15 protein-coding genes are annotated in these 11,711 nt (G+C 66.7%); 7 read left to right on the top strand and 8 right to left on the bottom strand.

Going from position 1 to position 11,711, the window contains the following annotated elements:
- Nucleotides 1-28 precede the first annotated feature (28 nt).
- The 4 genes from CXY91_RS27380 to CXY91_RS27395 are packed head-to-tail and all read right to left on the bottom strand — an operon-like array spanning nucleotide 29 to nucleotide 3,730.
- Complete coding sequence (locus CXY91_RS27380; RefSeq protein ID WP_349236608.1) at nucleotides 29-1,171, bottom strand: ABC transporter permease; 1,143 nt, start codon at nucleotides 1,169-1,171, stop codon at nucleotides 29-31.
- A gap of 5 nt (nucleotides 1,172-1,176) precedes the next feature.
- A complete protein-coding gene (locus CXY91_RS27385) occupies nucleotides 1,177-2,109 on the bottom strand; it encodes an ABC transporter ATP-binding protein (RefSeq protein ID WP_100965068.1) in 933 nt (310 codons plus the stop codon).
- Nucleotides 2,106-3,062, bottom strand: coding sequence for an HlyD family secretion protein (locus tag CXY91_RS31055; protein ID WP_100965070.1), 957 nt, complete (start codon nucleotides 3,060-3,062; stop codon nucleotides 2,106-2,108). Before CXY91_RS31055 ends, CXY91_RS27385 begins: the two co-directional genes overlap by 4 nt.
- Nucleotides 3,059-3,730 (bottom strand): CerR family C-terminal domain-containing protein, encoded by a 672-nt coding sequence (locus CXY91_RS27395; RefSeq protein ID WP_100965072.1) that lies wholly within the window; start codon nucleotides 3,728-3,730, stop codon nucleotides 3,059-3,061. The genes CXY91_RS31055 and CXY91_RS27395 overlap by 4 nt, the downstream gene beginning before the upstream one ends.
- A gap of 64 nt (nucleotides 3,731-3,794) precedes the next feature.
- On the opposite strand from CXY91_RS27395, the gene CXY91_RS27400 reads away from it, so the two are divergent.
- Complete coding sequence (locus CXY91_RS27400; RefSeq protein ID WP_100965074.1) at nucleotides 3,795-4,139, top strand: hypothetical protein; 345 nt, start codon at nucleotides 3,795-3,797, stop codon at nucleotides 4,137-4,139.
- Here CXY91_RS27400 and CXY91_RS27405 read toward each other — a convergent pair.
- The gene (locus tag CXY91_RS27405; protein ID WP_100965076.1) at nucleotides 4,107-4,877 is read right to left on the bottom strand and encodes an NIPSNAP family protein; all 771 of its coding nucleotides are present in this window, start codon (nucleotides 4,875-4,877) and stop codon (nucleotides 4,107-4,109) included. The genes CXY91_RS27400 and CXY91_RS27405 overlap by 33 nt on opposite strands.
- Nucleotides 4,878-4,930: 53 nt before the next feature.
- On the opposite strand from CXY91_RS27405, the gene CXY91_RS27410 reads away from it, so the two are divergent.
- The 4 genes from CXY91_RS27410 to CXY91_RS27425 all read left to right on the top strand — a co-directional run bounded on the left by CXY91_RS27410 (nucleotide 4,931) and on the right by CXY91_RS27425 (nucleotide 7,367).
- Complete coding sequence (locus CXY91_RS27410; protein ID WP_199777581.1) at nucleotides 4,931-5,587, top strand: TetR/AcrR family transcriptional regulator; 657 nt, start codon at nucleotides 4,931-4,933, stop codon at nucleotides 5,585-5,587.
- Nucleotides 5,588-5,774: 187 nt separating this feature from the next.
- Nucleotides 5,775-6,173, top strand: coding sequence for a nuclear transport factor 2 family protein (locus CXY91_RS27415; RefSeq protein ID WP_100965080.1), 399 nt, complete (start codon nucleotides 5,775-5,777; stop codon nucleotides 6,171-6,173).
- Nucleotides 6,174-6,184: 11 nt separating this feature from the next.
- Nucleotides 6,185-6,697, top strand: a complete 513-nt coding sequence (locus tag CXY91_RS27420) for a DUF3237 domain-containing protein (RefSeq protein WP_100965175.1) — start codon at nucleotides 6,185-6,187, stop codon at nucleotides 6,695-6,697.
- A gap of 154 nt (nucleotides 6,698-6,851) precedes the next feature.
- Nucleotides 6,852-7,367, top strand: a complete 516-nt coding sequence (locus tag CXY91_RS27425) for a winged helix-turn-helix transcriptional regulator (protein ID WP_091840944.1) — start codon at nucleotides 6,852-6,854, stop codon at nucleotides 7,365-7,367.
- A 114-nt stretch (nucleotides 7,368-7,481) separates the two neighbouring features.
- On the opposite strand, the gene CXY91_RS27430 is transcribed toward CXY91_RS27425, so the two are convergent.
- From CXY91_RS27430 to CXY91_RS27440, 3 genes are all read right to left on the bottom strand, one after another.
- Nucleotides 7,482-7,889 (bottom strand): VOC family protein, encoded by a 408-nt coding sequence (locus CXY91_RS27430; RefSeq protein ID WP_100965082.1) that lies wholly within the window; start codon nucleotides 7,887-7,889, stop codon nucleotides 7,482-7,484.
- Between the two features lie 138 nt (nucleotides 7,890-8,027).
- The gene (locus CXY91_RS27435) at nucleotides 8,028-8,627 is read right to left on the bottom strand and encodes a Crp/Fnr family transcriptional regulator (protein ID WP_100965084.1); all 600 of its coding nucleotides are present in this window, start codon (nucleotides 8,625-8,627) and stop codon (nucleotides 8,028-8,030) included.
- Nucleotides 8,628-8,676: 49 nt separating this feature from the next.
- Complete coding sequence (locus CXY91_RS27440) at nucleotides 8,677-9,384, bottom strand: GntR family transcriptional regulator (protein ID WP_248307660.1); 708 nt, start codon at nucleotides 9,382-9,384, stop codon at nucleotides 8,677-8,679.
- A gap of 170 nt (nucleotides 9,385-9,554) precedes the next feature.
- On the opposite strand from CXY91_RS27440, the gene CXY91_RS27445 reads away from it, so the two are divergent.
- Both CXY91_RS27445 and CXY91_RS27450 read left to right on the top strand, forming a co-directional pair.
- The gene (locus CXY91_RS27445; RefSeq protein ID WP_100965088.1) at nucleotides 9,555-10,529 is read left to right on the top strand and encodes a tripartite tricarboxylate transporter substrate-binding protein; all 975 of its coding nucleotides are present in this window, start codon (nucleotides 9,555-9,557) and stop codon (nucleotides 10,527-10,529) included.
- A gap of 70 nt (nucleotides 10,530-10,599) precedes the next feature.
- The gene (locus tag CXY91_RS27450) at nucleotides 10,600-11,676 is read left to right on the top strand and encodes a tartrate dehydrogenase (protein WP_199777582.1); all 1,077 of its coding nucleotides are present in this window, start codon (nucleotides 10,600-10,602) and stop codon (nucleotides 11,674-11,676) included.
- Nucleotides 11,677-11,711 lie beyond the last annotated feature (35 nt).

Below are 11,711 nucleotides of genomic sequence, written 5' to 3' on the forward strand. Positions count from 1 at the left end.
TTCCGCAGAGCGGACGTTGCGCTCCGCGTCAATCCAGCGTGCTCCTGAACCGCAGCAGCGCGATCCCGGCATAGAGCGGCACGAAGATAGAGAGGTAGAACACCTCCAGCCCGATATCGCCGAGATCAGCCCCCTTCAGCATGATGGCGCGGACGACGCGCAGGAAATGTGTCAGCGGGAAGATCTCGCCGAGCCACTGCGCCCAGAGCGGCATGCCGGCATAGGGGAACATGAAGCCCGAGAGCAGCAGCGACGGCAGGAAGAAGAAAAAGGTCAGCTGCATCGCCTGGAGCTGCGTGCGCGCCATGGTCGAGATCGTGTAGCCGAGCAGCACCAGCGCCAGCACGAAGATGGTGACGCAGGTCAGGAGCAGGCCGAGGCTGCCGAGGAAGGGCACGCCGAAGAGCAGCTTCGCCGCCGAGAGCACCACCGCGACCTGGACGCTGCCGACCGCGAGGTAGGGCAACACCTTGCCGAGCATGATCTCGCCGGGGGTCGCCGGCATGGCGAGCAGGTTTTCCATGGTGCCGCGCTCGATCTCGCGGGTCAGCGCCATCGCCGTCATCATCACCATGGTCATCTGCAGGATGACGCCGAGCAGGCCGGGCACGATGTTGTACTGGGTGATGCCCTCGGGATTGTAGCGCCGGTGCACCACGAAGGAGAGCGCGCTCTCGCTTTGCTCGCGCTTCAGCTCATCGGTGCCAAGCGCCCGGGTCAGCGCCCGGCTGGCGATGGTCTGCAGCGCGCCGACCGCATTGCTCGACGCCGCCGGATCAGTCGCATCGGCCTCGACCAGGATGCGCGGCTCGTCGCCGCGCTCGACCCGCATGCCGAAATCGCTGGGAATGGTGACGAGGAAGGAGATCGCGCCGCGCGCCATCAGGCTTTCGGCCTCGGCCGCGCTCTCGGGGCGCCTGGCGAAGCGGTAATAGCCGGAGACCTCCAATGCCGCGACGACCGAGCGGGTGTAGCGATCCTGGCCCAGCGCCAGAACCGCCGCCGGCAAGCCCTTGGGATCATTGTTGATCGCGTAGCCGAACAGCAGCAGCTGGACGATCGGCACCACCAGCATCATCGCGAAGGTGATGCGGTCGCGCCGCATCTGCACGAACTCCTTGGCCAGCACCGCGCCGAGCCGGCCGGGCGAGAACAGGGATGCCAGCGCCATCGTACTCATGCCGCCCTCCCCTCGGCCTGGGACTTCGCCATGAACTGGATGAAGACGTCCTCCAGACTGGTCGCGTCGGGCTCGACACGGATGCCGGGACGGTCCTTGAGATGCGCCAGCGCGGCTTCGAGCCTAGCCTTGTCGGTGCCGACAACGTGCAATGTCGTCCCGAAGGGCGCGACCTGCTCGACGCCATCGCTCTTTGCCAATTCGGCGATGTCGGCCGGCTTCAGTGCGCCATGGACGACATAGGTCGATAGGCCCGAGCCTTTCACCACCTCGTCGACCGTGCCGGTCGCCAGCATGCGGCCATAGGCGATGTAGCCGATGCGGTGGCAGCGCTCGGCCTCGTCCATGTAATGGGTCGAGACCAGCACGGTCAGCCCGTCGCCGGCGAGGCGGTGAATCTCATCCCAGAACTCGCGCCGCGCCTTGGGGTCGACGCCGGCGGTCGGCTCGTCGAGCAAAAGCAGCTTCGGCTGGTGCATAATGCAGGCGGCGAGTGCGAGGCGCTGCTTCCAGCCCCCCGACAGCGTGCCGGCGAGCTGGTCCTTGCGCGAGGTCAGGCCGAGACTGTCGAGCGTGCGCGCCACGGCATCCTCGACTGGCTTCAGCGCATAGAGCCGGGCGACGAAGGTCAGGTTCTCCTCGATCGTCAGGTCCTCGTAGAACGAGAACTTCTGGGTCATGTAGCCGACCTGGAGCTTGATCTGCGCGCTCTGCGTCCTGACATCGAGGCCCAGCACCTTCCCCTCGCCGGCATCGGGGGTCAGCAACCCGCAGATCAGCCGGATCGTCGTGGTCTTGCCGGAGCCGTTCGGACCGAGGAAGCCGACGATCTCGCCTTCCCTGACCGCGAGATCGACATTGTCGACGACCGTGCGCTTGCCGAAGCGCTTGGTCAGGCCGCGCACGTCGATGACGTTGCGCTCGCTCACCGCCGCCCCCGCAGCATGACGTCGACGATCTGCCCAGGCTGGAGCCGCGTCGCAGGGGCGCCCTCGGGCCGCGCCTCGACGAGATAGACCAGCTTCTGCCGCGTTTCGGCCGAATAGATCACCGGCGGGGTGAATTCCGGCTCCTGCGAGACATAGGACACGGTGGCCGCCATCCCGTGCGGACAGCCCGAGCAGCGCACGTCGAGCTGCGTGCCGACGCTGGTGCCGAACAGCAGTGCCTCCGGCACGTAGAGCATCAGCTTGACCGCACCGTCGGGCAGGATCGTCAACGCCGGCGCCGACGGGCCGGCGAGCTCGCCGGGATGGCGGATGAGGTCGGTGACGATGCCTGCCCCCGGCGCCGTCAGCTTGCGCTGGCCGAGCCGCCATTTCGCCTGGTCGAGCGCGGCCTGCGCCTGCGCCACCTGGTTCTGCGCCGCCTTGATCTCCTCTTCGCGCGCCGCCAGCCGGGCGACGGCGAGATTGGCGGCGCTCTGGCGCACATTCGCCGCGGCGACGTCGCGCGCGGTCTGGGCCTGATCGAGATCGGCCTGGGTCGAGACGCCGCGCCGGAAGAGATCCTGCCGCCGCTCCAGCGCCCGCTCGGCCTCGCGCTCCTGCGCCTTGGCGGAGACGGCTGTCGCCTCGATCACCGCGATCTCCTCCGGCCTTTTGCCGCTGAGCAGGTTGGCGAGTTGCGCCTGCGCCTGCACCAGCCGCGCCTCGCTCTCGGCGACGGCGTTGCGGGCATCGTCGGCCTGCAGTTCGGCAAGCAGCGCACCGGGCGCGACGCGCTCGCCGCGGCGGACCGAGACGTTCTCGATCCGCGCCGTGTCGATCGGGCCGAGGCGGACATATTCGCCCTCGACATAGCCGACGACGCGAGTGGTCGGCGGCGCGCAGATTCCGAGCGAAGCGGCGATGGCGAAGGAGCAGATGAAATCGAGAATCATGACGCCTCTCCCCTGCAGGCGAGGATGCTGGCGCGAACCGAGCGCCTGACGGTTTCGGCTATGGCGCGCGCCTCCTCCGGGCCGATCGCGTCCCAGCCCAGGCGCCGGGTGACCGCCGGCCGCGCGATGCGGAAATAGAAGACCTGGCCGATCGCGGCGAAGACGGCGAGCTTGGTTGCCGGCGCCTCCGGGTCCATACCCGTCGCTGCAGCCCAGACCTTGCAGACCCGGCGATGCACCGGTTCGAACAGTCCGCCATAGATCGTCTCGAAGGCCGGGCTCGGCGTCAGCATCTCGCGCACGACGAAGCGAGCGACGACCTCGCTCTCCGGAACCGTCGTCAGGAAGGCGACGACCCGGTCGATCAGCGCAAGCAGCTGCTCGGTGGCGACGTCGCGATCCGCCGCATCGATCGTGATCGAGACCGTGGGAGCCCCACCTGCCAGCACGGCCTGCATCCGGGCGATGATCGCCTCGGCGCAGGCCTGCCTGAGCCCATCCTTGCCGCCGAAATGATAGGCGATGCCGGCGCTGTTGACCTTCGCCGCCTGGGCGATCTCACGCGTCGAGGTCGCATCGAAGCCATTGCGGCCGAACAGGTCGAGCCCGGCGCGGATCAGCGCCTGCCGCGTGCCCTCGGCGTCCTTGAGAATGGATGTACGTGCCATGGCGAGGCCGATAGCATGGCTTCTCAATTTAATCAATCGATTGATTGAATCGAGGAGAGCGTTGTTGGATCCGGGCGTCCTTGTATCGATCCGCAAAGAGATTCTCTCCAGCCTGCGCGGTCCGCCAGTGCGACGCAGCCGGTCCATCACCTGGCCCGAGGCGCCGCTGGGGCAGCTTCATCGGGACATCTTTCTGCAGCCGAGCGGCATCACCGCGGGTCTCGCGATGCCGCCGCGGCTATCGAAGCCGAGCCGGCGCAGGCATCGCACGGAGACGGGGAAAAACTCGCCCCCCCTGCGGCTGTCCATCGAAGCGGTGGCGCAGGTATTGTCCGGCCACACGAACATCGTCGTCGCCGCAGCGCAGGCCCAGCCGCTAGCCACTTATTCTCACCTGCGCCGCCCGTGAGCTGGGCATCGCCTTCCAGCGATGGCGCGAGCGCCCGGTGGGGATGAGCCGCGCCGTCTCGATCGGGCGCCATAGCCGTCGGTCCAGAGCGGGAAACACCGTCTCCCGCCACGCTGCTGCCTGCTCGAGCCTGGACTGATAGGCTGTTTCGGCCGCCGCGTCCGCAAAGGCCGCGATCCAGACAAACACGGGTTCGCCTTCGCGCACGGGGAGCCGGGGAAACGAATTCCTCTCTGCTGCGGTGACGAAGGTCGCGTCGATCCTGGCGCCCGCCTGCTCGAGGAGCGGTCTCGCCTCTGTCTCGAAAAAGATCGCGAATTCCTGCTCGCGGCCGGGGGCGAGTGAGCAGATCGAGATGGTGATCAGACCTTTTCCGGCCGTGCCCGATGCGTCTTCTCGGTCGGCGCCGGATCTTGGGAGCAGTGCCGGATCGAGCCTGCCGGGAGCAAGCAGCAGCACATTGTCCGAGTTGACCATCGTCGCATTCGCCGCAGGGCCGAAACGGTTCCAGACGTCGCCGGTGTAGAAGGTTGCGAGAGCTTGTGCGCGCGCATCGATGCTCTCGAACGAGCGGAGCCAGACGAAGGCGTCTGGATCGCCGATGTCGCGGTAAATCGCTGGGACGTCCATTCCGACAGCTTCCTGGGTGTGGACGAACTCGCGCTCGAAGAGGGTGAGCAGCTCGTCGAAAGCGCCCGGCTTCAGCCGATAGCGCCGCAGCTCGAAAAGGATCGACACCGGATTCCTCCAAACAGGTCATTTGTCCTGTTTTACAGGACAGTTGACCTGTTTTGTCAATCGCCTATTTTTCGGAGAGCTCGATATCGGACGAACGGGAGAAGGGCATGGGACGCCGAGCACAGCGCAACGATCCCGATGGCCTGCGCAACGCGATCATCGACCAGGCGTTCGAGGCGTTCACCGTCCATGGCTTCGGCTCGACCTCGATCGGCGACGTGAAGGCCGCAATGGGTGTGTCCGGCGGGGCTTTCTCGCATCATTTTCCGACGAAGAAAGCATTGGGCCTCGCCGTCATTCGCGAGCGTGTCGCAGCGTCGATCGAAGCCACCTGGATCGATCCGCTCCGCCGCGCACCCAGCGCCATTGCCGGCCTCGATGCGGTGTTCTTGTCGGTGCTCGACGAGCTGGACGCCAACGGCAAGGTGTCCGGCTGCCCGCTCGGGAACCTGGCCGTCGAACTCTCGCGGCAGGACGACGATCTCAGGCTGGAAATGGATGCGATCTATGCGCGATGGCGCGCGGTCATAGCCGAGCGCCTTCCCCATCGCGCTTCCGAAGACCCGGCCGGGCCCGGCGACGCCGCCGGCCTCGCAGCGCTCGTCGTGGCGACATTCACGGGCGGAATCACGATGGCGAAGGCCTCGCAGACCTCCGAACCACTGCGGCGAAGCTGGCAGAGGCTTCGCTCCTTGCTGGCCGCAAGCTGAGCGCCACGCCTGAGGCGGTCCCAGTCCGGCTAGCCGATGCCATGTCGCGCACGCCAGCGCCACGGTCCGAAACGCGCGTCCGCGGTCGGCCGACATTTACTTTTCTTTTCATAGTCACTTGATTCTATGAAAATCATAGGTAGCGTTCTGGAGCGCGGACGCCCGCGCTCGAACCCCGGAGGACGCCTTGTCCACACATGCCGATTTGAACGTTGCGGAGATCGCGGAGCGATACGCGGCTGCCTGGAAGTCCCATGATGTCGATGCCATCCTCGCCCTGCATGCCGAGGACTCCACCTTCCAGGCCCATGGCCGTGTCGGCCAAGTTCGAGGTCGCGATGCACTGCGCGCCGAGTTCTCGCAGGTTTTCCAGCGTTACCCCGAGTTCGGCGTGGAGACGCACCGGCTCTTGCTCGGTGACCGTCACTGGACGCTCGACTGGACGCTGACGTTCAAGCCGGACGGGAAGGATCGCCGAGGCTTCCGAGCCCTTGATGTCGTCGAGGTCGACCACAACGGGCTCGTCAGGAGCAAGGACACCTTCTTCAATTTCGCTGAGGTCAAGGCGGCGTTCGAAGCGGCATGATGGACACGGCCATGAACCAAGAAGCATCTGCCGCCGACCGCGTGGCGCCGTTGTTCGATCGGCCGCTGGTCGACGCGCTGCCGGTCGAGCACCTGTTCGATCTCAGCATCGATCTGGAAATCGGCCAGGTGATCCCGACGCCGGTCGGCACGCGCTTGACCTTCGTGGTCAAGGGCGGCCGCCTTGAAGGGCCTCGGCTGCGTGGCCAGATGCTGCCGGGCGGCGGCGACTGGGTCTCCCTCGGCGCCGACGGCATCAGCCGCATGGATGTCCGCGCAACCCTGCGCACCGATGATGGCGTTCTCATCCACTACGAGTCGCACGGCCTCCTCAAATTCCCGGCGGATGGCCGTCAGCGCCTGGCCAGGGGCGAGCGGATATCCTTCGACGAGAGCTATGTGCGCCCGACGCCCAGGTTCGAGACGTCGGACGAGCGCTATGCCTGGCTTTGCGGCATCGTCACCGTCGGCTACGGCGAATACGGTCAGGGCCGCATCGATCATCGGATGTACCGCATCCTGTGAGGCGCAGCTTCGCAGCGCATGGACAGCGCTGCGCAGTGTCCAGTGCCGAGCTGCGCCCTCGCATGGACGATGGCTGCGAGCGAGCCCGCGATTGTTGGCTGATGTATTGCCAAGCCGACCTTGATCCCTATGGTTTTCATATTGGGAGCGACCGATGGATAGCTGCACGATGGAAGCCGGAGCATCGGGGGCCGATCAGACGCTCTGTCCGGTCGCACGCGCCCAGGCGCTCGTCGGGGATCGCTTCACCGTGGTGATCCTGCGGGAGCTGTTCATGGGGAATGGCCGCTTCGAGCAGCTGCAGTGCCAGGCCGACGTTACCCCGCAGATGCTGGCGACCCGGCTGAAGAAGCTGGAGACGCTGGGCTTGCTGGAGCGGCGCGCCTACAGCACGCGGCCGCTCCGGCACGAATACGTCCTGACCCCCATGGGCCTGGCGTTTCATCCTGTCCTGCTGGCGCTGCGGGCCTGGGGCGAGACCTGGCTCAAATCCGGCGAGGAGAAGGTCGCGGTCCGCTATGTGCACAATCCGTGCGGTGCCGACCCTGGCCTTGGACCGACCTGCCAGAACTGCGGCGAGGTGATGCGCCGCGACGATCTCACCTCGACCCTCGACGAGGCCTATGCGGCTGAGCGGGACAAGCGATGGGCGGACTTCAAGCCGCGGTGATGCGACTTGTTCACCGGCCGCCTGGCACCGGATTGAAAGAAGCCCGGCGGTCCCCCGCCGGGCTTTTCGACCGGTTTGGCTATTGGAAGGTCCTTACAAGAGCGAACCTGCGTCTCAGCCCGCTGGGATCGCCGCCGGATCCATCCACACGGCCTCCCAGACATGGCCGTCGGGGTCGGCCAGGCTGCGATTGAACAGGAAGCCGAGATCCTGCTGTGGATTGACGTCGGCGGTGCCGCCATGGCTGGCCGCCGCCTCGTTCATCCGGTCGACCGCCTCGCGGCTCTCGCAGGAGACCGCCAGCATCACCTCGCTCATGCCCGCCGGCGGAATCGGGCGGCTGGTGAAGCCCTGCCATTTGGCATGGGCAAGCAGCATCACATGGATCGCCTCGCTCCAGACCATGCAGGCGGAGCCTTCGTCGCTGAACTGGGGGTTGTTGACGAAGCCCAGCGCCTCGTAGAAGGCCCTGGCACGCGCCAGTTCCGCCACCGGCAGGTTCACGAAAATCATCTTGACCATTTGCCATCTCCCGCGAGCGTCGCGCTGCGCGCCACGCTCTGTCCGACAAGCGCCGCGATGACCGTCATCCCGGCTGCTTGATGGCGAGTGCTAGGGGCGATGCGGCGCCGGCGAATTGATGTTTGGTAAGAAAACGCCTCAGCCGCGCTCCATCCGGCCGTAGGCGATGGCGCGCCGCAGGCGGCTGAGGCTTTCCGGAGTGATGCCGAGCCAGGCAGCGATGTGGTGCTGTTTCAGCCGCCGGTGCAGTTCCGGCTCGCGGCGGATGAAGTCGCGATAGCGCTTCATGGCATCATCGTGTCGGAACGAGATCTCGCCCGGCTCCTTCTCGATGATCCAGTGCCGTTCCATGTAGCGGATGTAGAAGGCGGCGATATCGGGGAACGTCGCGGCGAGCGCCCTGAAGGCCGCGAAGTCGTATTCGAGGACCGTGCTGTCCTCGATCGCGGTGATGGTGAACAGGCTCGGCTCGCCCAGCAGCGTGGCGCTGACCGAGGCGGCGATGCGGTTCTCCGGAAAGAAGTATTTGACGATCAGGTCGCCATCCGGGCCGACATAGTGCTGGTAGAACAGGCCCTCGACGACGAAGGCGTAGCTGGTCGGGACATCTCCCGCCCTGATGAAGATGTCGTCCTTTCGATAGTGCCTGGGTCGCAGAAGGGCAGTCCAGGCGCGCTCGGCCGCCTCCGACAGCGCGGCATAGGTCCGGATTTTCGCAAAGAAGGCATCCGTCGTCATTCGGCGGTCCCGCAGGCGTGCGGCATCGTTCAGGGCGAATGCCGACGGCTCAAAGTTGCCGCAGGCCGATATGCTCGATCAAGGGCACGATCTCGTCGCGGGCGGCGACGCGGTGCCCCCTCGCGCTGCGATGTGCCTCCGCCGCATCGCCTGAACGCACTGCCGCGATGATCGTGCGATGCGCCTGCGCCGAGCCGGTGGGCCTGGCACGCAGCTTCAGCGTCAGCATGCGGGCGCGATGGGCCTGGTCGGTCACCGTCTGGGCGATGCGGCGCAGGCGGCCATTGCCGCAATGTTCGACCAGCAGGCGATGGAACAGCTCGTCGGCTTCGGCCCAGCCCGGCAGGTCGCCCTGAGCCAGCGTTGCGTCCATCGCGGCCGTCGCCGCCTCCAGTTCGTCGGCAGCGGTTGCGCGGGTCGCCTCCGGCAACCCCGCCAGCAGCTCGGCCGCCATCGACTCGACCGCAATCACGACCTCGTAGATCTCGCGAATGTCCTGTGGCGCCAGCGGGCAGATCAGCACCCCGCGCTTGGAGAGGACGCGGACCAGACCATCCTCCTGCAAGCGGATGATCGCTTCGTGCACCGGCGTGCGGCTCATGCCGAGGCGAACCGCGATCTCCTGCTCAGAGCCCTGATAGCCCGGCGGGAAATCGGTGTCGCGAATCGCCTGCTTCAGCGCCGCATAGGCCTCGTCGACCAGCGAACCGCGCCTGGCTCCAACTTCGACGATATCGGGACGCGCAAGCTCGGCCATGGTTCCTCCACGGCCGATTGAGCACATTTGATTATTTCCATGCAAGCAAGAATGGAAACTTGACAGCGCGCATCCCTGTCGCGACGATCAGCCATGCAAACTTCCATGGAAGACAAATGGGAGAGCAGATCGAAGCGCCGCCGATCGGCGCTCGCACAGGGAGAGAACCGATGAAGCGAATACTGCTGACGCTGGCGCTCGGGCTGGCGGCGACGTCTCCGGCGATGGCTCAGGCGCCCTACCCGACCCGCGCGATCACCCTGGTCGTGCCTTTCGCGGCCGGCGGCACCACCGACATCGTCGCCCGGCTGATGGCCGACCATATGGGCCGCACGCTCGGCCAGTCCGTCGTGGTCGAGAACGTCGCCGGCGCCGGCGGCACCACGGGCGCGGCCCGCGTCGCGAAGGCGACGCCGGACGGCTACACGCTGCTGATGGGCAATCTCGGCACGCAGGCGGCCAGCGTCGGGCTCTATCCCAAGCTTGCCTATGACCCGCGTACCGATTTCGAGCCGGTGATGAACTCGGCCTCGACGCCGATGCTGGTGGTCGCCAAGAAGGACCTGCCGGTCAAGGATTTCCGCGAATTCGTCACCTATCTCAAGGCCAATGCCGAGAAGCTGAACTATGGCTCCGGCGGGGTCGGCTCGACCTCGCATCTGACCTGCCTCTTCCTCGACTCGCTGCTCGGGACCAAGCCGCAGCACGTCCCCTTCCGCGGCTCAGGTCCGGCGCTGAACGCGCTGCTCGGCGGCCAGGTCGATTATGTCTGCGACCAGACCGTCGCGATCGTTCCGAGCGTGCAGGCGAAAGAGGGCAAGGGCCTGGTCGTCGCGGTCAAGAGCCGTCTATCGGTCATTCCCGATGTCCCGACCTCGGCCGAGCAGGGCCTGCCGCAGTTCCAGGCCACCGGCTGGAACGCGATGTTCGCACCCAAGGGCACGCCGAAGGAGATCGTGGACAGGCTGAACGCCGCCGCCCGCGCCGCGCTCAAGGACGAGCCGACGCGCAAGCGCTTCCTCGATCTCGGCGCCGAATTGCCCGACGAGGCCGGGCAGACCCCGGCGGCGCTCGCCGAGCTCGTCCGCAGCGAGATCGACAAATGGATGCCGGTCATCCGCAATGCCGGCGTGACGGCGCAGTAGCCACCAGGGCGGCGTCCCGTCCTATAGGGCGCCGAACTCTCACAGCAACACGACAGCATCGGACATAAGCATGCGCACGCACAGGATCGCTGCCATCGGCGGGGACGGGATCGGCCCCGAGGTCATCGCCGCCGGGCTCCAGGCCCTGGATGCCTGCGCCGAGCGCGATGGCGGCTTCCGCCTCGACATCGAGGCCTTCGACTGGGGCTCCGACTATTACCGCAGGCATGGCGTGATGATGCCGTCCGACGGGGCAGACCAGCTCCGCTCGTTCGATGCGATCTATTTCGGAGCCGTCGGCGCGCCCGACATTCCCGACCATCTGACGCTCTGGGGCCTCAGGCTCGCCATCTGCCAGCCGCTCGACCAGTACGCCAATGTCCGCCCGACCCGCATCCTGCCGGGGATCACCAGCCCGCTGCGCCATGTTTCAGGCCCCGAGCTCGACTGGGTGATCGTGCGCGAGAACTCCGAGGGCGAGTATTCCGGCGTCGGCGGGCGCGTCCACAAGGGCCTGCCCGAGGAGGTCGCGACCGATGTCGCGATGTTCACCCGCGCCGGCGTGACGCGGATCATCCGCTACGCCTTCGAGATCGCCCGCTCGCGGCCGCGCAAGCTGCTGACTGTCGTCACCAAGTCGAACGCCCAGCGCCACGGCATGGTGATGTGGGACGAGATCGCCGCCGAAGTGGCGCGCGAATTCCCGGATGTCGCCTGGGACAAGATGCTGGTCGACGCGATGACAATGCGCATGACGTTGAAGCCGGAGACGCTCGACACCATCGTCGCGACCAATCTCCATGCCGACATCCTCTCCGATCTCGCCGCGGCGCTGGCCGGCTCGCTCGGCATCGCGCCGACCGCGAATCTCAACCCCGAGCGCAAGACGCCCTCGATGTTCGAGCCGATCCATGGCTCGGCCTTCGACATCACCGGCAAGGGCATCGCCAACCCGGTCGCGACCTTCTGGACCGGGGCGATGATGCTGGAGCATCTCGGCGAGAGAGCCGCGGCGGCGCGGCTGATGCGCGCGGTCGAGCGCGTCACCGCCGACCCTGCCCTGCACACGCCCGATCTCGGCGGCACCGCGACGACGGCACAGGTAACGCAGGCCGTCTGCGAGGCGCTCAGGGGCGACAACATCTGAGCGACGGGCGCGGGCGAGTGTGGCGTGCGACGTCC

Source organism: Allobosea sp. FBZP-16 (assembly GCF_002831785.1).
Taxonomy (GTDB): domain Bacteria; phylum Pseudomonadota; class Alphaproteobacteria; order Rhizobiales; family Beijerinckiaceae; genus Allobosea; species Allobosea lupini.

What these genes read in the sequence shown, in the direction of transcription:
- CXY91_RS27440 (WP_248307660.1), bottom strand. Translation starts at nt 9,384, where the DNA reads ATGGCCGAGCTTGCGCGTCCCGATATCGTCGAAGTTGGAGCCAGGCGC.
- CXY91_RS31055 (WP_100965070.1), bottom strand. Translation starts at nt 3,062, where the DNA reads ATGATTCTCGATTTCATCTGCTCCTTCGCCATCGCCGCTTCGCTCGGA.
- CXY91_RS27395 (WP_100965072.1), bottom strand. Translation starts at nt 3,730, where the DNA reads ATGGCACGTACATCCATTCTCAAGGACGCCGAGGGCACGCGGCAGGCG.
- CXY91_RS27445 (WP_100965088.1), top strand. Translation starts at nt 9,555, where the DNA reads ATGAAGCGAATACTGCTGACGCTGGCGCTCGGGCTGGCGGCGACGTCT.
- CXY91_RS27430 (WP_100965082.1), bottom strand. Translation starts at nt 7,889, where the DNA reads ATGGTCAAGATGATTTTCGTGAACCTGCCGGTGGCGGAACTGGCGCGT.
- CXY91_RS27380 (WP_349236608.1), bottom strand. Translation starts at nt 1,171, where the DNA reads ATGGCGCTGGCATCCCTGTTCTCGCCCGGCCGGCTCGGCGCGGTGCTG.
- CXY91_RS27435 (WP_100965084.1), bottom strand. Translation starts at nt 8,627, where the DNA reads ATGACGACGGATGCCTTCTTTGCGAAAATCCGGACCTATGCCGCGCTG.
- CXY91_RS27425 (WP_091840944.1), top strand. Translation starts at nt 6,852, where the DNA reads ATGGATAGCTGCACGATGGAAGCCGGAGCATCGGGGGCCGATCAGACG.
- CXY91_RS27420 (WP_100965175.1), top strand. Translation starts at nt 6,185, where the DNA reads ATGAACCAAGAAGCATCTGCCGCCGACCGCGTGGCGCCGTTGTTCGAT.
- CXY91_RS27450 (WP_199777582.1), top strand. Translation starts at nt 10,600, where the DNA reads ATGCGCACGCACAGGATCGCTGCCATCGGCGGGGACGGGATCGGCCCC.